Here is a 20,014-nt window from a genome sequence, read left to right as displayed (position 1 = left end):
TTTCACGCCTCCTTATTGTTTCACCCTTACTTCGCCACTGATTAGCTTCGGTAGAAGCGTGTCGCGTAGTTTTTGTAGAGTGATTATCTGTTGTTGGTTCTTTTTTACTCGCTCCATCATCGGTGTGCAGATTTCATTAAATAATATCAGTTTGTCATTATCAGGCTCAGGCGTCTCAACCTCAAGAATATACTCTGGTCGAATACGTTGATGGCTTCCACTTGTGCCAGTTGCACTCATTGCAAAGCTGGAAACAACATCATCCGACTTCATCAAGAAATATAGGAACAGATAATGTTTTATATCATACGGCTTTAGCACTTGGAATTCCGTGGAGCAGACGCTGTTCGGCATAACGTTTTCATCAATGCGCCAGATACGAGGGGTTATGGGATTTAACTTGGAAACCAATATTGAATTTGGCTGTACTGTAAACTTATTGCTGAGAATTGTATTGCCTAATTCAACTACTGGTGTCTGGGCGTTGTCGTAAGCTGGTATACTATAGTGATGAAATGGTTCTAATGGCTGACGCTTCGGACTTACACTATTATTCTCAAGTTTTGCAATTTCCGAGACCATAATCGTGTCGTTGTCATTCTCTTCTAAAAACCACCTTCTAAAATACGTCTGTGCAAAATCTTCCAGCGTGTTGTTTTGCCTTGTCAAAAAATCGATTTTATCGTCAAGCGAGGATAAAACCTCCGCTATGGCTTTTTGTTCGTGAAGAGGAGGGAGAATCCAAAGGGTATCTTTTAAGTAATCCCAGCTGGCTCTTGGCATTCGGCTTCCTTCATCAGTGTTCGCTGTATCTATAAAATCCTGATTAGCTAAAAAATAAAATAAAAATTTTTGATCGCAGCATGACTTTGCTTTACATACCCATATGTCGGTAGAACAAATTCCATCAAAAGGTGCATAAATGACTTTGCGAAAATATGGACGCAGCTTTCCAAAAAGTACATCCCCTTTATTAAAGAAAAACTTATTACTTTCTACCGTTGATGAAGCACCCACTCCTGATAATCTTAGCGAGCCTTGTTCTATATGCTCAAGACCAATATAATTTAATTGACTGTTATTATCAGGTTTGAATTGCTTTTTTGAAGTTTCCATTATTTCAGAAAGCTTATATTCTCTCCACTCAGTCATAGCTCAAGCCCTACTTTCGCCAGATTTTCCTTTATCCTATTATCTATCTTCACACTTTCCTCCATCTGAGCTTTTAGTTCTACCGTCAACTTTTGGACACGCTCTTCAAAGTCAAAGTCGTCCTCTTCATCAGGCAAACCCACATAGCGACCCGGTGTTAGAACGTAATCCAATGCGGCAACTTCTGAAACAAGCGCAGATTTACAAAAGCCGGGTATATCCTCATATCCTTCGCCTGTCTTCCAATTGTGATATGTATCGGCAATTGTGCTGATATCCTCATCGGTAAGTTCACGCGTGCGGCGATTTATCAGCTCGCCCATGTTTCTTGCGTCAATGAACAATATTTTGTCACGACGGGGGTGGTTGGGATCACTTTCCTTTGCACGGGAGAGAAACCACAGACAAGCCGGTATCGGTGTATTCAAAAATAACTTTGCCGGCAGATTAACGATGCAATCTACCAGACCTGCTTCAATAAGTGCTTTGCGAATTTTGTCTTCACCGTTAGTCTTTGAGGATAATGAACCTTTCGCCAACACAAAACCAGCTGTACCCTTCGGATTCAGGTGATAAAGAAAGTGTTGAATCCAGGCATAGTTTGCATTATTCGGAGGTGGCGGTGTTTCACGGCTATACTGCCAACGTCCGTCAGTGCGGAGTAACTCACCAGACCAGTCACTGTCATTAAACGGAGGGTTCGCAATAACAAAGTCAGCCCTAAGATCCGGATGCGCATCATTAAGGAATGATCCTTCATTGTTCCACTTTACGTTAGAGCTGTCGATGCCACGTAAAGCAAGGTTCATCTTACACAGCCGCCAAGTAGTCTGGTTGCTTTCCTGCCCGTAAATTGACACGACACTTTCAAACAGCTTATCGATTTCCTTTGCTTTGCCATTATAGTGATCGGCATGAGCTTCGATAAACTTTTCGCTCTGTACAAACATACCGCCGGAACCACAGCATGGGTCAAAAACACGGCCTTCGTATGGTTCAAGCATTTCAACAAGCAACTGAACTACACAGCGGGGCGTATAGAACTGACCGCCCTTTTTACCCTCTGCCAGGGCAAACTGACCGAGGAAATATTCGTAAACCCTGCCCAACACGTCATTAGAACGGGACACACTATCCCCGAGAGCGATAGTGCTAACAAGGTCTATCAACCCACCCAGCGATTGCTTATCTAGTTTCTCTTTAGCATATTCCTTCGGTAAAACACCCTTAAGGGATGGGTTGTCTTTTTCGATGGCGTCCATTGCGTCGTCTATGTCCTTACCGATTGTCGGCAGTTTCGCGCGGCTCTGAAGATAATCCCAGCGCGCCTGCGGCGGAACGTAAAATACATTTTCCGCGCGATATTCATAAGGGTCATTTGGATCGGCTCCGGTATAGTCACCTTCACCTGCTTCGAGTTTGTGATACAACTCATAAAAGTTGTCCGATATGTATTTTAAGAATATAAGCCCAAGAACAATATGCTTATATTCCGCAGCATCCATATTCTTACGCAGCTTGTCCGCAGCAGCCCAAAGCACCTGCTCGACAGGCTGTTCTTTTACTTCTTTTTTTGCTTTCGCCATTGTTTTCTCCTCATTTCTTAATCTTTAGATCTATTTTCTGGCAATGCCCCAGTTCAATAATAATCTATCGAGTGTCCTATAAATCGGACTTAATCAGAATCCATTGAGTCGGAATTATCTGCAGCGCCACCCGAACGTATCCAGTCGTCAACCTCGGACAGCTTAAATTTCCAGAGCCTGCCTACTTTATAGGCGGGCATATTTCTTTTTGCAATCCACTGCAAAACAGTTTCCCTCCCAACACCAAGATACTCTTGTACTTCCTTTAAGGTCGACCATTTTTCTATATTTTTCTCGCTCACACTAATAACCTCCATGTATCTTGTGTTAATCTGCTTTGAATTTTATATTTATTGAAATGTTAAATTTCCTCATGTCATTAGGAAAGCAGTTTTCACCATCACTGTCTTGCATCTCCCAAACACAATCGAATTTCCCTTCAGAACCACGGGCATCAAAGCCTGTGGTTATTTTTATATCCTTACCGGGCGGTGTATCCGGTATATCAATGCTGTTTATATCAGCTCTTGGCCGCACTTCATTGCAGTTTGCAAAAACAAGTTTGCGACCACGCCATGTCTGACTTCCGTTGTTACGAATCACCCACATATGCTGGAATTTATCGTAGCAATGAACCATATAAGAGCGCTGCGGCTTACATTCAAGAACCCAAGCACTATCTCCCGGATAAAGCGGAGTCAGCCGCTTCACAGGCTGCGTGTCTGGTTCTAACAGCAATTGTTGGTATTTTAAAGCGACGATATCATCAACATCATTGCTTTCGCTCTGAATAAGCAGCTGGAACTGAGATGCCAGTGATTTTGATAGTAATAACCTGTCCGACTCGGCAGAAACGGGTATTGCAAAAGCTGTCATGACATCGCGAAGTCTATCTTCTCTTATATTATCGGCAAAAAACTCAGATAAAGAATCCAACGGAAACGGATCAGGAAAGCTCGCCTTCATGTCAGTTGTTATTTGCCTACCACCTTTATAAAGCATCCGCTGATATTCAAGGTTGTCGCTCGTTTGCTTTGTCTTGAGCTTTGGTAGCGTAAACACTGTGCTACCGGCTGCAATGAAGCAATTCGTAACAAACACGCCTTGATTTTTTTGATTATTTAAGTAGGGATAGACCTTCTTAAAGAACTCAGATGCGTTTATACGAACCACCTCGCTTTTTTTGTACCGGATTTTGTACCAGATGTACCGTCCCAGAGTAATTTCTTGTACCTTCGTGTCTAGATATCCTTATCTCAGATGGCGGGAACGGATATCGAGATTGCTCTAAGGTAAAATATAACATTTTTATTGTACTGCAAAGCAGGTCGAAAATCAATGCATTTACACAAAAATATTTAAAAAACGTTATTAATACACTTAAAGCAATTCGTGTAGACGTTCTTAACATCAATAAATAAATCTCAAAGCCTGAGATGCGCATTAAGGCGGCGGGATACATAGGAAGTTCCAAGCACGGTAAATGCCGTGTTCGGAGCCTCAGATGTACCCACCGTGCCTTGTCATGCCCATTTTCAGGCGTAACGGTCGGTGTACATCGAAGCACCGGCTTTTATGTGTCCTTGCCGCCCTCATCCGCACACAGGCGGAAAGGACACAACGCATGAAAATTCAATGGAAATTTGCAGACGGAACCACATCAGAAGTTGAAGTCAACGAGGAAATCGGTAACTACATAACAGCATCACGACGCGAGGAAAGCAATCTTGCCAGAAAGGAACGTTACCACTGTTATTCGCTCGACGCTATCGATTTTGAGGGTTTGGAGTATGCGGCAAAAACCACACCCGAAATCGAACTTACACGCAAAGAAGATGCCACTCAAATCAAAAGCGCATTGGACAAGCTGTCGGAAACGCAGAAACGCCGTTTGTTAATGCTTGCCGATGGCTTGTCAATCAATGAGATTGCCCGTATTGAAAACATTGCTCCAAACGCTGCATGGAAATCAATCGAAGGTGCCAAGAAAAAATTCAAAAAGCATTTTGAATTGGGTGTATAAAACACCCGCCTTTTCTCCGTATACCGAGGGACACAACCACACCGTCCCTCGGAAAGGACGGAGATCAAAATGAAGCACGATTTGAAAATCAGCGTTTCAAGGAAGCCCATCGAGGGCGGTGTTGTCAGGTGTCGGCGCATAACAATGCGAGAACGGCTTCTTCGCCATTTTTTCGGTGAAAAGCGCCATGTGATGGTGATCGTACCGGGCGACAGCGTCGAGTGCGTATCCATTACGGAACTGCCCAGCGGAGGTGATGAAGCCGATGAACAATGACAACGCTCCGCTGCTGCCAATGCCTATTAGAGTAAAGCCCTATAAACATCAAATCACCGCATTTAATTTCGTCTGCAAGAAACTTGGACTATTGCCGGGGCTCACGTATTCACCGACAGGTTACGGCGCTGCGCTTCTGATGGAGATGGGAACGGGCAAAACTCTCACGACTATAGCTGTCGAAGGTGCTCTGTATAATTCCGGGCGTATCCGCAGGGTACTGGTAGTATCGCCACTATCAGTTACGGGGGTATGGAAAGATGAACACGATGCGTATGCAGATTTTGATTACACGCTCGCTGTACTCAAAGGAAGTGGCGAAAAAAAGATCGATACTCTCCGGCATATGGCTGGCCAGCCTCTTCAAGTAGTCGTTGTGAACTACGAATCGGCATGGCGGCTGGAACGTGAACTCGCGGTATGGAAACCTGACCTCATCGTCGCAGACGAAGGACACAAAATCAAGACGCATAATATCGCCGCTTCAAAAGCGATGCATCGGTTAGGCGCGGTGGCTAAATACCGGTTGCTCTTAACAGGAACACCTGTGACGAACAAGGCAATCGACATTTTCAGTCAGTACAAGTTTGTCGATCCGCGTATCTTCGGGCAGAGCTTTTACAGCTTCAGAAACCACTACTTTTTCATGACCGGCTATGGCAATCACACGCCAGTTTTGAAAAAGAGCATGGAAGAAGAGCTGACCCGTCGTATGCATTTCATTGCGTTTCGTGCGACAAAAAAGGATTGCCTTGACCTACCGGAAACAACCGATATTATCCGAAAAGTCGAACTGGAGCCGAAGGCGATGAAGCTGTATCAGAGTCTTGTCAAGGAAAGCTATGCTGAGCTGTCTAACGGCGAGGTCACTATTACCAATATACTGACAAAACTCCTGCGCCTGTCCCAGCTTACGGGAGGCTTCATCGGCAGCGACGAAAGCAGCGCCACTGAGCAGGTAAGCACGGCGAAGCTGGAAGTACTGGAAGATATCATCGACTCAACCTTGGAAGAAGGAAGAAAGCTGGTTATCATCGCCCGCTTTGTACCTGAGCTGGACGCCATCTGTCGGCTTCTTGAAAAGAAGCGCATCAACTACTCGCTTATCAAGGGCGGCATCAAAGACCGCGACGAGCAGGTCGCAAGATTTCAGAATGACCCCGATGTACCTATATTTGTCGGGCAGGTAGCGACAGCAGGGCTGGGCATCACACTCACGGCGGCAAGCACGATGGTGTTTTATTCTCTGGATTACTCAATGTCGAATTTCGAGCAATGCAAAGCCCGCATCCATCGCGCCGGTCAGCATATGCCATGCACTTACATCTACCTCACTGCGCAAGGCACCGTCGATGAAAAGGTGCTTAAAGCATTGAAAAGCAAAGCAAACCTAGCGAAAACGCTGGTTGATGATTATCGCTATGGCAACAACCCATTTATTTAATGAAGGAGCTTTTACTATGGACAATTCAGAAAAAATGTTTGAACTCGCAGATAGGCTTAAAGCCCTGCACGTTCAAAAAAAGGAAGTCGAACAAAACCTCAAGGACATCAACGCTGAGCTGGAAGAAGTTGATGCTGCACTGGCACAACTCATGACTGATACTGAGACGCAGAATTTTACCCGCTCTGGCACCTTGTTCTGCCTTACCAGTACCATCCGTGCATCAGCGATGGCTGACCGTAAAGAGGAACTGTTTGAAGCTCTTCGTGCCGAAGGGCATGGCGGGCTGATTTACGAAACCGTTAACGCCAACAGCCTGTCAGCTTTTGTCAGAGAACAGATATCAGAAAACGATGACGTTTTACCCGAATGGCTTAACGGCCTGGTCAATGTGTTTGAAAAAACCACTGTGGGTGTCCGCAAAGCAACCCGCAAGTAATGAAAGGATGAAAATATCATGAAAAACAACGAGAACAAAGCCCTTGCCACCAAGAACAGTGCGTTTATGGCACTGAAAGACTTTAACCTGAACGACGCGCTTACCGAAGAACTATCCGGCTTGTCCGGCAGCTTTGAGCGCATTAGAATTCCCGCCGCTGGTATGACAGTGTTTGAAATCCCCGGTGAAAATCCCGACAGTCCTGAAACCGTCAAGGAATTTTCAGCGGTTATCCTGCATCACCACCCGCTGTATGCCTACTATACGGACAAATACACCGGAGGATCTAATCCCCCTGATTGCGGCAGCTTTGATGGCATCACCGGTGTAGGCAATCCCGGCGGAGATTGCTCCAAGTGTCCGTTTAACAAATTCGGCTCCGGAGAGAACGGAGCAAAAGCTTGTAAAAACCGCCGCCGCATTTATCTGCTCCGAGAGGGCGAGATTTTTCCGATGATCCTCTCCCTTCCAACCGGATCGCTTAAGGACTTTACCCGTTACATTATGCGTCTGCTCTCAAAAGGCAAAAAATCCAACGCGGTAGTTACGAAATTCACCCTAAAAAAGGCTACCAACAACAGCGGTATCGCATATTCCCAAGCACAATTCTCAGTCGACCGTGATTTAACCAATGAGGAATTTGCGCTTATTTCAGGGCTCACCGAGCAGGTCAAAGCATTCTCCGTTCGTGTCGGCTACGATAACGAATCTTCAGTTGATGTAGCTGCAAATATTGACCCCGAAACCGGCGAGATTATTGAGCCTTTGGCCTAAAGCAATAAAGCCGCAGGTCGGGTGGTCATGCACTACCCGACCCCATGCGGCAGATTGGAGCTGTTTATGGATTATAACATTATTTATGCAACCAAAGAAATACACGCTTATATCGGCGATGCGGGCATCGTGGCATTTGACTTTGAGACAGCGCCGGACGATAAATGGCGCGACGAGCCGAAGGCGGCATTGGATGCGCACAAGGCACACATTGTTGGTATCAGCCTTTCGGTCAAAGAAGGCAGCGCCGTTTACATACCCCTCTCACATAAGGTTGGAGTTAATGCCATTGACCACGCTGGTGTGCTGGAATACCTGAGAGAAGCCGTATTTGAGAATCCAAGGGTGGTCAAGGTGGCGCACAATCTTTCCTTTGAGGCGATGTTTCTTTATGCACTGGGTATCGTCGTTTGTGAGCCTTGTTATGATACCATCGCCGCAGCGCAACTGACACTTAAGAGCAAATTTGAGTTCCGTAACCTGTCAGACAGCGGATTAAAGCTGCTTTCGACTTCATTATTCGGTGCAGAGATGCCGGATTTTGCAGCTGTGACGGCAGGTCGCCTTTTTGATGAGATGGATCCTGCGGATAAAGAAACTCTTCGTTATGCTTGTGCTGACAGCGATTACACCTTGCGGCTATACCACAAATTCAATGACTGGTTTGCCAAAAACCTGCCCCATCACAGAGAAATCGTGGAGCGCATTGAATCGCCGACGTCGGTCTATTGCGGCATGATGAAATATAACGGTGTGCCCATGAATTTAGCGGCAATGTGTGAAAGGCAAAAAGAAGCTGAGAAAAAGCTCATAACCATCCGTGTCGAAATTGACAAGATTACCGGTGGAGTAGACATCGGAGCAAATGCCTCAACATCGGCATTCAAAAAGTACCTCTTTAGTGACCTTGGTCTTCCGGTACTTAAAACGACAGAAAAGCATCAGGCAGCGACGGATGATGCGACAATGATAATGCTCGCTGAATACTGCCGAGTTAAGCGCCCGGAGCTTGTCCGCCTGTTTGAACTGGTACAGGAGTATCGCAAGTGGGGCAAGCTCAAAAGCACATACATCGACGGATATATGACACATATCAATTCTGCTACTGGGCGCATCCACCCCGACCTCATGCCTCTCGGTACTGAAACTGGGCGTTTTGCCTCGCGTAACCCCAACCTGCAAAACTGCCCACGCAAAGATAATGACCCGGTTGGCGTACGCAATTTCATTGCAGCACCGGAGGGCAGCTTGATTGTCTCATTGGATTTTTCCCAGATAGAATTACGTGTTGGTGCTTTCTATTGTCGCGACGAAAAAATGCTTGATGTTTATCGCAGAGGCGGAGATATCCACGCCCAGACCACAACGGTCATCTACGGCATCCCTTTTTCGGAGGCAATAGATAAAAATGCACCTCATTATAAGGAGCGTCGAACCATTGCAAAGAACTGCAACTTCGGTGTGTTTTATGGGCTATATGCCGCAGGACTACAAAAAACACTGCGATTTAAGGCAGGGCTGGACATTTCAAAACAGGACTGCGAAAAAATTATTGATAGTTTGAAAGCAGGATACCCCGGCTTGACGCGCTGGCAGGACGAAACAAAAAAGCGAGCCGCAACAACGTTATATGCGGAGACATGGCTTGGCCGCCGAAGATACATCGTCGGCATCCTCTCGACCGACTGGGGCAAGCGCTCTTTTGCCGAACGCTGCGCAATGAATACCCCGATTCAAGGCACTGCCGCCGATATCATCAAGCTGGCAATGGCACGTATCGTCCAAGGTATCAAGGAACGTCCGTGGCTCCAGCCTTTTCTGCAAATTCACGATGAGCTGGTATTTGAAATCCCTGCAAACAAGCTTGATGAAGCAGTTTCCTTTGTTAAAGATTGCATGGAAGAGGTGCCCTTTTCGGAATTTGACGTGCCGATCATTGCTGAGGCAGCATACGGCACGAATTTCGGTGATCTGATTGAAGTGGAGGGTGCGTGATGTGGATAGATAAATACAATTCTGAGGGTTATTACGACCCAACAACATATGAAGCCATGCGTGAGATTCTACGCGAGGAGCTGAACCGCCGTTATGGAACAGGTTATCGCCCTCTCGTATTCATTTGTTCGCCATTTGCAGGAAATTTAGAAGCGAATACCGAGCGGGCTAAGCACTACTGCCGCTTCGCTGTAGGGCAAAATGCAATCCCAATCGCACCGCATCTGCTTTACCCGCAGTTTATGGATGAGCATGACCCTGACAGCCGGAAACTGGGTCTTTTCTTCGGGCGCGTCCTGCTCGGAAAATGCCAGGAATTGTGGGTATTTGGTGATACCGTATCAGAAGGTATGAGCTACGAAATACGCAAGGCACAGAAGCGAAACATTCCGATACGGTATTTCACGGAAGATTGTGAGGTGAAAGCGATATGACCTACCCAAAAGAGTTAACGGATCGAAAACAATGGGTCAACTGGCGACTCATCCCCGATAAGGTTGGCGGCAAGGACAAGAAAATGCCGTATAACCCTGTGACAGGCAAAAATGCTGCATCCAACAACCCGGCAACTTGGACGGATTATGCAACAGCCGCAGATGCGGTTGAGCGTTATGGTTTTTCGGGCGTGGGCTTTATGTTCTCCAAGGACGACGATTTTGTAGGTGTGGACATTGACCATTGCTACGACCCCAAAACAAAGACCTTCAACGATACTGCCAAGGCTATCATCGCAAGGCAGCCGACGTACATGGAGTTTTCGCCCTCCGGAACCGGCGTTCATCTTTTCTTCAAAGGTAAAATGCCAGGCAACGGCAACAAGAATACCAAGACCGGCGTGGAAATGTATGAGCATACCCGCTACTTCACTATGACAGGTAATAAGCTCGACGGAGCAACCGAAACCATCGCCGTGGATAATGGTACACTCAAGTGGATTCACGAAACATATATCCGCTCACCCAAGAAGCAAAAGAAAAAGGCAAAAAAGAACGCAGCAGTGCAGCTTTCCGATGACGACCTTCTTGAGCTAGCGAAAAATGCAGAAAATGGAGAGGCTTTTGAAAAGCTGTGGTATGGCAATTGGCAGGATGATTACGCAAGTCAGTCGGAAGCGGATATGGCGCTTTGTTGCAAGCTGGCATTCTGGGCAGGTAAAAACAAGGAGCAGATGGATAGGCTCTTCCGGCAAAGCGGACTATTTCGTGAAAAATGGGATGTACGGCATCATGCCAGCGGAGCAACCTATGGCGAGGAAACACTGGCAAAGGCCTGCGACATCACCGAAGATGTATACACTCCCGGCGGTGATACTCCTGTATTTGAGTACAAGGGACAATATTTCCGCAGGAAAAACGATAACACGTATTTGCTTACAAATTTTGTGTTTGTGCCGGTAGAAATGATTGTTGCCGATGAGGAAACACAGCTGACTGCCGACCTTGTGACGGTGCGCGGCGAGACATACCGATTGACCTTCATGACAACGGATTTTGCTAATCAACAGAAATTTAAAAATGCGCTCAACAAGCGCACTATCGCTCTTAGCTACACGGGATCTGACGGCGACTTGGAACTTCTCAAAGCATATATCTCCGAATTAGACTGGTCTGTGAAAAAAGGCGTTAAGGCTATGGGCATCTACGAGCATGAAAAAGGAATGGTATTTGTTTCTATGGACGGTACGGTTGACGCGAACGGTACAGCTGTCGATGACATCATTCAATTGGAAAAGTACCGCAGCATTGACAGTACTATTCTGTCTGCAAAGCCCTTAACGGCACCCCAGCTTCAGAAATTAGGCGAAAAATTGATGTCCTACAACGAACCTGCAAAAACGGTTTCCATATTATCATGGATATGTGGTTGCTTCATAAAAGAACATCTCCGGAAAAGGAACGTGAAGTTCCCTCATCTCATGCTCATCGGCGAAGCAGGCAGCGGCAAAAGCAATACGCTGGAGCGGGTCATTATGCCGGTGTTTTCAAGGGCAAAAATCATTGCAGCCGGCCAAACAACAGCTTTTACCCTTATGAAAGACGCGGCATCCTCTAATGTCATTCCAATGGCACTGGATGAATTCAAGCCGTCAAAGATTGACAAATACCGACTTGATGCGCTGCTAAACCATTTTCGTAACAGCTATGATGGTCAAGAAGGTATTCGTGGACGCGCCGACCAGAGTATTGTAAGCTACGAGCTTCTCGCCCCGCTTGTAGTTGCCGGTGAGGAGTCGGCTGATGAAGCTGCAATCAGGGAGCGCAGCATCGAGCTTCTGTTCTCCAAGAAAGACCTGAGGCCGATAGGTTACCGCGCGGCTTTTCAAGAGTTATGCAGGAGCGCCGATTTACTCGGCGGCTTCGGTCATAGCTTATTGAATATCGCACTGAAAACAAACGTAAGCGAATGCTATTCGTGGTATGAGGAAGCGCTTGGATGCTTCAGCAAGGAGTTTCCGTCGCGTATCGTTAACAACCTCGCCTGTATGGTCACCGGCCTGCGGCTGCTTGAAAAGCTATGCAAGTCGCTTGGACTGACCTGGCATGAGGCATTTCCGTTTAGCCTTGAACACTGTACAAAGTACATTGAGTATGCGGCAAAAGAATATTTGCTTGATGGCGGATTGAGCAATAAAAGCGTGGTTGAGCAGACGCTTGAAATCATGTCACGTATGGGGCTTGATCCCAAAAGCGAATTCACGATCTGCGATGGTGGTACGGTGCTGGCGCTGCGGCTCAATCCTATATACGACAAATACACTAAATACCGCAAGGATTATGCCGTTGTCGGTGAAACACTGACCTACGCACAATTCAAAAAGCAGCTAACTCATTCGGATTATTTTCTTGAAAGCAATGTGCAAAAACGCATCGGATCAGAAAATCGGCGTGTTTGGACGCTCAATTATGAGTTGCTTAAAGCTCGGTGCGATGTGTCCGGCTTTGAGATCACAGAGATAGAACCGCTATGAACAATGCAAATTGTAACCTCACAGGACAAAACGCAACTTCCCGAAGAGCAAAAGCTACAAGAAAAGTTACGCCCAAAAACCACTATATACAAGCACAATTTGAGTTTTCTTATCTTTTGTAACTTTGTAACTTCTAAAATTAAGGATATACACGCGAGAGCAACAACTCCCATGACGCGAGCGCGTGTGTGCGTGTAAATATATGCACACCTATATATTTTATGGTTACGAGGTTACAAGCTGCAAATAAGTTACAAGGAGGATCCCATGTCTGAAAAAGAAATTGCATCTAAAATCCTTCGTTATTTAAAAACCGTTCCGAAGTGCTTCGCTTGGAAGGAGCATGGCGGAATTTATGGTACAGCAGGCATCCCGGATATCATTGCCTGCATCGGCGGCAGGTTTTACGCCTTTGAAGTAAAAACACCCGAAGGCAAAACAACAAAACTGCAAGAAGCAACTATTCGCAAAATCCTCGCCTGTGGCGGCATCGTTTTAGTCGTCCATTCGGTTGATGAGGTGCGAGCTGTTATAAACAGCTCCCTGCAATGATACCCCAAACAATGCATCCGTGCTTTACATATACATCGCTGACATTGCGGCACTGCTTCTTAAAAATTAAAATTAAGGAGCGTGTTCCATAATGATTGACAATTATAATAATCTGGCTAACGCCATCATTCTTCAGGCGGTCAAGGATTACCGCAAGGCGCTGCGCACCATTTCTCATTATCCCAATAACCGCTCGGCGCAGTATGAGCGCAGGCGTATTGAGCAGTTTTTCCGTTCCAGATGGTTTGGCGTGCTAACAAGCATCGATCCGGAAATGCTTATCACCAAGCTAAAAGCGGAGGTGATTGCATGACTGTCAAAGCATATCTCGGGCTGGCATACAGGCTTGACCAGCGTATCAATTCTAAGCTCGAGCAAATCGCTTCACTAAATGAATTGGCTACAAAATGCACCTACACCCTAACGGGCATGCCTCGCAATCCAAATCGTAGTACATCAACGATGGCCGATGCTGTGGCAAAGATTATCGACCTGCAAGCGGAAATCAACCGTGATATCAATCGGCTCGTTGACCTGAAGCGCGAGATAGTCAGGCTCATAAAAACTGTGGATAACACAGAGCATCAGACGCTTCTGGAGCTGCGCTACCTCTGCTTTAAAACTTGGGAGCAGATAGCTGTTGACATGGGCTATAATGTACGCCACGTATACCGACTTCACGATGAAGCAGTAGAAAACATTACAGTTCCGCAAACTCAGCAGTAAATGTCACTGTTTGTCAGGTAGCCATTTGTGATAGTATATACTTAGGAAACCAGAATTCAGTAAAGCCCCGTTGGGAAAAGTCCACGGGGCTTTTGTTATGCCCAAGGAGGTGACCCTATGCCAAAGAAACCAAAGCGGCCGTGTCGACACCCCAGTTGTCCTAAACTGACGGATGATTTGTATTGTGTGGAGCATCAGCGGCAGGCCACGCGCCACTATAATCATTTCCAGCGCGAGCCTGAAACCAATAAAAGATATGGTCGTTCGTGGAAACGCATACGCGACCGTTACATCAAGGCACACCCTCTATGCGAGGAGTGTAAAAAGGCTGATCGCTTAACGCCTGCCGAAGAGGTACACCATATCCTCCCGCTCAGCCGCGGAGGTACAAATGACTTTAGTAATCTCATGACGCTATGTAAGTCGTGTCACTCACGTATTACTGCCGAGAGCGGCGACCGGTGGGGGCGCTAAAATCTCTAGAACTTTTTAAAGCGGACAGCGGCGTGGGGCTTCGTGCGAGAAATCGCAGTTTCAAACGGCTAATATCCCCCCACCGGAAAGGAGTGTGATGAATATGGCAAAGGACGGCACCAACAGAGGCGGTGCAAGAATCGGCTCAGGGCAAAAAAAGAAAGCCCTCTCCGATAAAATCTTGGACGGCAATCCCGGTAATCGAAAGCTGACTGTAATGGACTTTACCGATATGGCGGATCTGACCGGAGAATCAATGCCGCAACCAAGAGGCTACCTTACAGCAAAACAGAAAGACGGTTCCACAACACTGGCGGCGGAGATTTTCAATAATACATGGCAATGGCTTAGGGATCGGGGTTGTGCTCAATTAGTAACCACTCAGCTTATCGAGCAATATGCCCAGAGCGTGGCTCGATGGATCCAGTGCGAGCAGGCAATCAGCGAATTTGGCTTTCTTGCTAAGCACCCCACCACCGGCAATGCTATTCCGTCCCCCTATGTTTCGATGTCTCAAAACTTCATGAAGCAGGCCAACAACATATGGTTCCAGATTTATCAGGTGGTACGAGAAAACTGCACCACAGAATATCGCGGTGCAACGCCCCACGATGATGCAATGGAAAAGTTACTCAGTGCCCGTATAGGCGCACGATAAAACGGAGGAATGTGAAATGACAACTTACAAAACAGCAGAAAGTGTATGTAAAGGTCATCCGGATAAGCTCTGCGATCTGATTGCTGACCATATCTTGGATGCGTGTCTCAGAAGGGACAGAGCTTCTCGCGTGGCATGCGAGGTTATGGCGACTAAGGGCAAAATCATCGTGGCGGGCGAAATCACCTGTAGCAAAAAAGTGGATATTCGTTTTATCGTGCGGAATGTCCTGCGCGAAGTAGGATATAATCCTTGGAAATTTGCTGTGTTCGTATTCGTTCATCGACAGAGCGCTGATATCGCAGCCGGCGTCGATACGGCAATTGAAGCACGAAACGGCGTGCGAGACCCTTATGGTTCTGTCGGCGCGGGTGATCAAGGTACAGTATACGGATACGCGACAAAGGAAACGCGTGAGTATTTGCCTTTACCGTTGGTGCTTTCGCATCGTATTGCCAAGCGCATTGATGAATGCCGCGAAGGAAAGCTCATCAAGGGCATCCTACCGGACGGCAAGTGTCAGGTCACGGTCGAATATGAAGACGGCAAGCCAAAACGTGTGAAAACCGTGGTGATCTCTGTCCAGCATGATGAGAATAAAACACAGGAGCAGCTGCGCACGGATATTATGAATAATGCCTTGTGGCAGTGCTTTGAGGATTTCCCCATTGACGATGATACCGAAATACTCATTAACCCCAGCGGACGATTCGTCGATGGAGGCCCTACTGCTGATACAGGGCTGACAGGCAGAAAAATCATGGTGGATACTTACGGAGGGCTTGCATCTCATGGCGGCGGAGCGCTTAGCGGCAAAGATCCAACGAAGGTTGACCGCAGCGGCGCATATATGGCAAGGTACATCGCGAAGAACATTGTATGGAGCGACTTGGCTGAAAGATGCGAGGTCGCTCTTTCTTATGCAATCGGCAAAGCAAGTCCCGTAGCAGTGGCGGTCACTTCATTTGGAACAAGCAAGCTGACAGACGAGCAGCTCACCATGATTGTGCAGGAGGTCTTTAATCTGCGCCCCGCCGCCATCATCGAAAAGCTGCGTTTGCGAACCGCGATTTATGAAAGCACGGCGGCATATGGTCATTTCAATTCCTGCCTCTTTCCGTGGGAAAATGTAGATTGCCATAAGGAGCTAAGAAAGGCGGCAGAGAAGTATGCTGATTGAAAAGATTCCCGCGGCAAAGCTCAATCCAGCCGCATATAACCCGCGAAAAGACCTGAAGCCAGGTGACAAGGAATACGAAAAACTCAAGCGCTCTATCGCGGAGTTCGGATATGTAGAACCGATCATCTGGAATAAGACAACCGGAAATGTGGTCGGAGGTCACCAGCGGTTGAAAGTGCTACTCGACCTTGGGCAGACGGAAATCGACTGCGTGGTAGTGGAGCTTGATGACAAACGCGAAAAGGCACTTAACCTTGCACTTAATAAAATACAGGGCGATTGGGACGAAGCAAAGCTGGCATCGCTCATGGCAGAGTTTGACGCATCTACCTTTGATGTATCCCTCACAGGCTTCGATGCCGACGAGGTGGATGCGCTCTTAAATAAGTTTTACTCGAAGGATGCCATACAGGATGACTTCGACGTAGACAAAGAAAAGGAAACCATTGAAAGCGCCGGCGAAACTCGGACACATCCAGGAGATATCTGGCTGCTTGGACAACATCGACTTTTATGCGGTGACAGCACCAGCGAGGTGGATTTCGACCGCTTGATGGACGGCGCTCACGCCCAGTGCGCGGTTACCTCTCCTCCATACGGCGTCGGAAAAGAATATGAAAAGGCCGGGATTGAACCGTGGTTTGAAACTATGCGACCCGCTATAAAGAACATCTGTAAAAACGCAGATATCGTCTGTTGGAACATTGGAGACCTGTACGCTACGGGCACCCAGTTTATCGAGCCGACCGAAATGTATAGCATTGGGCTATTTAGTGACAACGGCTTTCGTCCTATCTGGATTCGCATATGGAAAAAGCAGGGCATGAATTTCGGAAATTCGCCCTATCACCTTGTGACGAATAAACCGGTGCAGCAGTACGAATATATCACAGCGCTGGCTGCGCAGGAAACTGAAGAATATAACGACCAAGAGTTTGCTTGGGTTTCGGCATTCGCCGGTCATTCCTATAAGTTTGTGAAGCGGCTCACCAAGGATGAGCGTAAAAAATGGGGCTATGCCGGTATTTGGGAAATATCTACCGTGCGAGCCAACAAAGATCACCCAGCAATGTTTCCTGTCGAGCTGCCGTGGCGATGTATTAAAATGCATTCTGACCGCGGCGGTGTTGTACTGGAGCCTTTCGCGGGTTGTGGAACGACGCTCATCGCCTGTGAACAGACCGAACGCAGGTGTTACGCGATGGAGATTTCTCCGCTCTATTGCGATCTCATCGTAAAACGCTGGGAAACATTCACCGGCGAGGCTGCCGTAAAACTGGAGGCATGATATGGACATTCAAAAATTATCAATAGAAAAGCTGAATCCTGCAGCATACAATCCGCGTAAAGACCTCAAGCCCGGCGATCCTGAATATGAAAAGCTGCGCCGCTCCATCGAGGAATTCGGTTATGTTGAGCCCATCATCTGGAACAAGCGCACGGGCAACATTGTCGGCGGACATCAGCGGTACAAGATGCTGGTGGCACTCGGATATACTGATGTAGACTGCGTGGTACTGGATATCGACGAGCAAAAGGAAAAAGCCTTAAATGTGGCGCTCAACAAGATATCAGGCGAGTTCGACATCCCGCTTTTAACCGATCTCTTAAAGGACATTGGCGCAAGTGGCTTTGATGTATCCCTCACGGGTTTCGATGCCGCCGAGATGGATGCGTTGTTCAGGGATAGTATAGTCGGAGGAATCAAAGAGGACGATTTTGACGAGCCATTACCTGAAACGCCCATTTCTAAGCAGGGAGATATCTGGCTGCTTGGACGGCATCGCCTAATCTGCGGCGATGCTACAAAAGCGGAAACATATAAAAAGCTGCTGGACGGCCAGCAAGCAAATCTCGTGATTACAGATCCGCCATACAACGTGGACTATAAAGGCACTGCGGGAAAACTTAAAAATGACAATATGGAAAGTACCAAGTTCCGCGCATTCCTGCTCTCGGCATATCGGTGTATGTATGATGCGTTGGTAGACGGTGGCGGCATTTATGTTTTCCATGCCGATCGTGAGACCGTCAATTTCAGAACAGCATTTACCGAAGCAGGCTTCTTCTGTCATCAGACTTGTATATGGATAAAGAATACACCAGTCTTGGGGCGCTGCGATTATCAATACAACCATGAGCCTGTTCTCGTGGGCTGGAAGCCAACAGCCGGTCACAACTGGTACGCCGACCGTAAACAGCGCACGACATGGAATTTTGACCGGCCCAGCAAGAGTAAATATCATCCTACTATGAAACCGGTAGCGTTGTGCGCATATCCGATTATGAACAGTTCACTAACAAACAATATCGTGCTTGACCCCTTCGGCGGTAGTGGCAGTACTCTCATTGCATGTGAACAGACGGAGCGCATTTGCTATACGATCGAGTTGGATGAGCGTTATGCCGATGTTATCGTAAAACGGTACATAGAGCAAAAAGGCTCGGATACCGACGTTTACCTAATGCGTGATACACAAAAAACTGCATATAGAGATGTCAAAAAGTCTGTGGAATAACGCTTGCTATTCTACAGACTTTATGGCTCTATATGACCTGCGTAGAACGCAGAAAGGTGGTAAATGCAATGGAACATAACACATTTGAAGTCCGGTATAACGTTACCGGCGACGAGCGCAAGCGTCTCGTTCGGGCAATGGGCGACATTTTGGAAGCTGAGCCTAAATACTTGGGTGCACCGAGTTTCGCTTACGAGATTGGTTATTTCACTGTTGATAAAATCGGTACCGTTGCCTTTGATAGTCGTGCTGACAGCGAGGAAATCGAAAAGCTCATCGAGCGACTGCATGAATTGGGCTTTGAAGCAGAAAAGGTCAGCAGTGACACTAATGATGTTGACGAGCTTGTTATTGAGATGCCGCTGACAGACTTCACTCCTGAAAAACTTGATAACCTTGTTAAACTGGTCGCTGCAAAGGAATCGCTTCTCAAGGCAGCATTAGGTGCTGAAGATTTGCCCATTCAGCAGACAGAAAACACACTTCGATTCCCGTGGTTCAAAGGATGCTTAGACAGCGATTCGGTTCACGCTTATACCACACTCATTTCAAAGCTCTGTGAAACGGCAAAGGAAAAGCAGCGAGTCAGTACCAAGAAGCGTGAGGTTGATAATCCCAAATACGCAATGCGGTGCTGGCTCCTCTCTCTCGGCTTTATTGGTGACGAATACAAGGTTAGCAGAAAAATCCTACTGAAAAACCTCTCCGGCAGCAGCGCATTCAAATCTCCGAAAGGTAGTGCATGTGATGAGAAATAGATTTCCTTCAAGAGAAACCGTCGAACGTATCCGGGCTCAATATCCCGTCGGGTGCCGTGTGGAACTGTTAAAAATGGATGACATACAAGCTCCTCCTATTGGCACTAAAGGTACTGTCACTGGCGTGGATGACATTGGCTCCATAATGGTTTCGTGGGATAACGGCAGCTCGCTTCATGTCGTATATGGCGAGGATTTCTGCAGGAAGCTGGAGGAAACACGCGATGGACAGTAAAGTTAAAGAACAAATTCTCGCCGTCCGAGATACCGGACTAACCAATATGTTCGATACCCGCACCGTTCAGCACATTGCCCACGAAATGGACTTCCTTGAACTGGTTACTTTTCTTGAGGAAAACAAGGACAAATACGTCCGCTTTATCCTCACGGGTGAGGAATAACGCTGTAAACTACACAGTTTCTACAGCAATAACAGCCTAAAAATTCGTGTAGTTTATGACCGTATTTATCGCATAATTGACTGGATATA

At 47.0% G+C, this 20,014-nt stretch carries 23 protein-coding genes; 19 read left to right on the top strand and 4 right to left on the bottom strand.

Annotated elements, in window-relative coordinates:
- Positions 1 to 12 precede the first annotated feature (12 nt).
- From AAV90_RS13900 to AAV90_RS13895, 4 genes are all read right to left on the bottom strand, one after another.
- Entirely contained in the window at positions 13 to 1,152 is a 1,140-nt protein-coding gene (locus AAV90_RS13900) for a restriction endonuclease subunit S (RefSeq protein WP_052729535.1), read from the bottom strand.
- Positions 1,149 to 2,738, bottom strand: a complete 1,590-nt coding sequence (locus tag AAV90_RS02015) for a type I restriction-modification system subunit M (protein ID WP_046495171.1) — start codon at positions 2,736 to 2,738, stop codon at positions 1,149 to 1,151. The genes AAV90_RS13900 and AAV90_RS02015 overlap by 4 nt, the downstream gene beginning before the upstream one ends.
- Positions 2,739 to 2,827: 89 nt before the next feature.
- Positions 2,828 to 3,055: a helix-turn-helix domain-containing protein gene (locus AAV90_RS02010; protein ID WP_046495170.1), complete on the bottom strand. Its 228-nt coding sequence runs from the start codon at positions 3,053 to 3,055 to the stop codon at positions 2,828 to 2,830.
- A 10-nt stretch (positions 3,056 to 3,065) separates the two neighbouring features.
- Complete coding sequence (locus AAV90_RS13895; RefSeq protein ID WP_207642027.1) at positions 3,066 to 3,911, bottom strand: NBR1-Ig-like domain-containing protein; 846 nt, start codon at positions 3,909 to 3,911, stop codon at positions 3,066 to 3,068.
- Between the two features lie 451 nt (positions 3,912 to 4,362).
- Here AAV90_RS13895 and AAV90_RS02000 point away from each other — a divergent pair, with 451 nt between their 5' ends.
- From AAV90_RS02000 to AAV90_RS01905, 19 genes are all read left to right on the top strand, one after another.
- Positions 4,363 to 4,761, top strand: a complete 399-nt coding sequence (locus AAV90_RS02000) for an RNA polymerase sigma factor (protein ID WP_046495168.1) — start codon at positions 4,363 to 4,365, stop codon at positions 4,759 to 4,761.
- A gap of 69 nt (positions 4,762 to 4,830) precedes the next feature.
- Positions 4,831 to 5,037, top strand: a complete 207-nt coding sequence (locus AAV90_RS01995) for a hypothetical protein (protein WP_046495166.1) — start codon at positions 4,831 to 4,833, stop codon at positions 5,035 to 5,037.
- Positions 5,027 to 6,481, top strand: a complete 1,455-nt coding sequence (locus tag AAV90_RS01990; RefSeq protein WP_046495164.1) for a DEAD/DEAH box helicase — start codon at positions 5,027 to 5,029, stop codon at positions 6,479 to 6,481. Before AAV90_RS01995 ends, AAV90_RS01990 begins: the two co-directional genes overlap by 11 nt.
- Positions 6,482 to 6,497: 16 nt before the next feature.
- Positions 6,498 to 6,920 carry a gp33 family protein gene (locus AAV90_RS01985; protein ID WP_046495162.1) on the top strand — a complete coding sequence of 141 codons (423 nt, stop codon included), beginning with the start codon at positions 6,498 to 6,500 and terminating at the stop codon, positions 6,918 to 6,920.
- A gap of 18 nt (positions 6,921 to 6,938) precedes the next feature.
- Entirely contained in the window at positions 6,939 to 7,694 is a 756-nt protein-coding gene (locus tag AAV90_RS01980) for a hypothetical protein (RefSeq protein WP_046495160.1), read from the top strand.
- A gap of 66 nt (positions 7,695 to 7,760) precedes the next feature.
- On the top strand, positions 7,761 to 9,689 hold the full coding sequence (locus AAV90_RS01975; protein WP_046495158.1) for a bifunctional 3'-5' exonuclease/DNA polymerase: 1,929 nt from the start codon (positions 7,761 to 7,763) through the stop codon (positions 9,687 to 9,689).
- On the top strand, positions 9,689 to 10,123 hold the full coding sequence (locus AAV90_RS01970; RefSeq protein WP_046495156.1) for a DUF7768 domain-containing protein: 435 nt from the start codon (positions 9,689 to 9,691) through the stop codon (positions 10,121 to 10,123). Before AAV90_RS01975 ends, AAV90_RS01970 begins: the two co-directional genes overlap by 1 nt.
- Positions 10,120 to 12,657: a phage NrS-1 polymerase family protein gene (locus AAV90_RS13890; protein WP_052729533.1), complete on the top strand. Its 2,538-nt coding sequence runs from the start codon at positions 10,120 to 10,122 to the stop codon at positions 12,655 to 12,657. The genes AAV90_RS01970 and AAV90_RS13890 overlap by 4 nt, the downstream gene beginning before the upstream one ends.
- Positions 12,658 to 12,924: 267 nt before the next feature.
- On the top strand, positions 12,925 to 13,209 hold the full coding sequence (locus tag AAV90_RS01955) for a VRR-NUC domain-containing protein (protein WP_046495154.1): 285 nt from the start codon (positions 12,925 to 12,927) through the stop codon (positions 13,207 to 13,209).
- Between the two features lie 91 nt (positions 13,210 to 13,300).
- A complete protein-coding gene (locus AAV90_RS01950; protein WP_046495152.1) occupies positions 13,301 to 13,522 on the top strand; it encodes a hypothetical protein in 222 nt (73 codons plus the stop codon).
- Complete coding sequence (locus tag AAV90_RS01945) at positions 13,519 to 13,935, top strand: DUF1492 domain-containing protein (protein WP_046495150.1); 417 nt, start codon at positions 13,519 to 13,521, stop codon at positions 13,933 to 13,935. Before AAV90_RS01950 ends, AAV90_RS01945 begins: the two co-directional genes overlap by 4 nt.
- A gap of 117 nt (positions 13,936 to 14,052) precedes the next feature.
- A complete protein-coding gene (locus AAV90_RS01940; protein ID WP_046495148.1) occupies positions 14,053 to 14,409 on the top strand; it encodes an HNH endonuclease in 357 nt (118 codons plus the stop codon).
- Between the two features lie 103 nt (positions 14,410 to 14,512).
- Complete coding sequence (locus tag AAV90_RS01935) at positions 14,513 to 15,067, top strand: P27 family phage terminase small subunit (protein WP_046495146.1); 555 nt, start codon at positions 14,513 to 14,515, stop codon at positions 15,065 to 15,067.
- Positions 15,068 to 15,083: 16 nt separating this feature from the next.
- Positions 15,084 to 16,247 carry a methionine adenosyltransferase gene (metK, locus tag AAV90_RS01930; RefSeq protein ID WP_046495144.1) on the top strand — a complete coding sequence of 388 codons (1,164 nt, stop codon included), beginning with the start codon at positions 15,084 to 15,086 and terminating at the stop codon, positions 16,245 to 16,247.
- Positions 16,237 to 17,535, top strand: coding sequence for a site-specific DNA-methyltransferase (locus AAV90_RS01925; protein WP_046495142.1), 1,299 nt, complete (start codon positions 16,237 to 16,239; stop codon positions 17,533 to 17,535). The genes metK and AAV90_RS01925 overlap by 11 nt, the downstream gene beginning before the upstream one ends.
- Before the next feature lies 1 nt (position 17,536).
- Complete coding sequence (locus AAV90_RS01920; RefSeq protein ID WP_046495140.1) at positions 17,537 to 18,766, top strand: site-specific DNA-methyltransferase; 1,230 nt, start codon at positions 17,537 to 17,539, stop codon at positions 18,764 to 18,766.
- Between the two features lie 68 nt (positions 18,767 to 18,834).
- Positions 18,835 to 19,524, top strand: a complete 690-nt coding sequence (locus tag AAV90_RS01915) for a hypothetical protein (protein ID WP_046495138.1) — start codon at positions 18,835 to 18,837, stop codon at positions 19,522 to 19,524.
- Entirely contained in the window at positions 19,514 to 19,759 is a 246-nt protein-coding gene (locus AAV90_RS01910) for a DUF4314 domain-containing protein (RefSeq protein ID WP_046495136.1), read from the top strand. The genes AAV90_RS01915 and AAV90_RS01910 overlap by 11 nt, the downstream gene beginning before the upstream one ends.
- Positions 19,749 to 19,925 carry a DUF5049 domain-containing protein gene (locus AAV90_RS01905; RefSeq protein ID WP_046495134.1) on the top strand — a complete coding sequence of 59 codons (177 nt, stop codon included), beginning with the start codon at positions 19,749 to 19,751 and terminating at the stop codon, positions 19,923 to 19,925. The genes AAV90_RS01910 and AAV90_RS01905 overlap by 11 nt, the downstream gene beginning before the upstream one ends.
- The last annotated feature ends 89 nt before the right edge of the window (positions 19,926 to 20,014 follow it).

Origin of the sequence: Syntrophomonas zehnderi OL-4, from assembly GCF_000983115.1 — a bacterium.
GTDB lineage: Bacteria > Bacillota > Syntrophomonadia > Syntrophomonadales > Syntrophomonadaceae > Syntrophomonas_B > Syntrophomonas_B zehnderi.
This window is presented reverse-complemented; position numbering and strand designations above follow the sequence as displayed.

What these genes read in the sequence shown, in the direction of transcription:
- AAV90_RS01910 (WP_046495136.1), top strand. Translation starts at nt 19,514, where the DNA reads ATGAGAAATAGATTTCCTTCAAGAGAAACCGTCGAACGTATCCGGGCT.
- AAV90_RS01950 (WP_046495152.1), top strand. Translation starts at nt 13,301, where the DNA reads ATGATTGACAATTATAATAATCTGGCTAACGCCATCATTCTTCAGGCG.
- AAV90_RS01925 (WP_046495142.1), top strand. Translation starts at nt 16,237, where the DNA reads ATGCTGATTGAAAAGATTCCCGCGGCAAAGCTCAATCCAGCCGCATAT.
- AAV90_RS01935 (WP_046495146.1), top strand. Translation starts at nt 14,513, where the DNA reads ATGGCAAAGGACGGCACCAACAGAGGCGGTGCAAGAATCGGCTCAGGG.
- AAV90_RS01995 (WP_046495166.1), top strand. Translation starts at nt 4,831, where the DNA reads ATGAAGCACGATTTGAAAATCAGCGTTTCAAGGAAGCCCATCGAGGGC.
- AAV90_RS01905 (WP_046495134.1), top strand. Translation starts at nt 19,749, where the DNA reads ATGGACAGTAAAGTTAAAGAACAAATTCTCGCCGTCCGAGATACCGGA.
- AAV90_RS02000 (WP_046495168.1), top strand. Translation starts at nt 4,363, where the DNA reads ATGAAAATTCAATGGAAATTTGCAGACGGAACCACATCAGAAGTTGAA.
- AAV90_RS01945 (WP_046495150.1), top strand. Translation starts at nt 13,519, where the DNA reads ATGACTGTCAAAGCATATCTCGGGCTGGCATACAGGCTTGACCAGCGT.
- AAV90_RS02015 (WP_046495171.1), bottom strand. Translation starts at nt 2,738, where the DNA reads ATGGCGAAAGCAAAAAAAGAAGTAAAAGAACAGCCTGTCGAGCAGGTG.
- AAV90_RS01940 (WP_046495148.1), top strand. Translation starts at nt 14,053, where the DNA reads ATGCCAAAGAAACCAAAGCGGCCGTGTCGACACCCCAGTTGTCCTAAA.
- AAV90_RS13900 (WP_052729535.1), bottom strand. Translation starts at nt 1,152, where the DNA reads ATGACTGAGTGGAGAGAATATAAGCTTTCTGAAATAATGGAAACTTCA.
- AAV90_RS01970 (WP_046495156.1), top strand. Translation starts at nt 9,689, where the DNA reads ATGTGGATAGATAAATACAATTCTGAGGGTTATTACGACCCAACAACA.
- AAV90_RS01920 (WP_046495140.1), top strand. Translation starts at nt 17,537, where the DNA reads ATGGACATTCAAAAATTATCAATAGAAAAGCTGAATCCTGCAGCATAC.
- AAV90_RS01915 (WP_046495138.1), top strand. Translation starts at nt 18,835, where the DNA reads ATGGAACATAACACATTTGAAGTCCGGTATAACGTTACCGGCGACGAG.
- metK (WP_046495144.1), top strand. Translation starts at nt 15,084, where the DNA reads ATGACAACTTACAAAACAGCAGAAAGTGTATGTAAAGGTCATCCGGAT.
- AAV90_RS01975 (WP_046495158.1), top strand. Translation starts at nt 7,761, where the DNA reads ATGGATTATAACATTATTTATGCAACCAAAGAAATACACGCTTATATC.
- AAV90_RS01980 (WP_046495160.1), top strand. Translation starts at nt 6,939, where the DNA reads ATGAAAAACAACGAGAACAAAGCCCTTGCCACCAAGAACAGTGCGTTT.
- AAV90_RS01955 (WP_046495154.1), top strand. Translation starts at nt 12,925, where the DNA reads ATGTCTGAAAAAGAAATTGCATCTAAAATCCTTCGTTATTTAAAAACC.
- AAV90_RS01985 (WP_046495162.1), top strand. Translation starts at nt 6,498, where the DNA reads ATGGACAATTCAGAAAAAATGTTTGAACTCGCAGATAGGCTTAAAGCC.
- AAV90_RS01990 (WP_046495164.1), top strand. Translation starts at nt 5,027, where the DNA reads ATGAACAATGACAACGCTCCGCTGCTGCCAATGCCTATTAGAGTAAAG.
- AAV90_RS13890 (WP_052729533.1), top strand. Translation starts at nt 10,120, where the DNA reads ATGACCTACCCAAAAGAGTTAACGGATCGAAAACAATGGGTCAACTGG.
- AAV90_RS02010 (WP_046495170.1), bottom strand. Translation starts at nt 3,055, where the DNA reads ATGGAGGTTATTAGTGTGAGCGAGAAAAATATAGAAAAATGGTCGACC.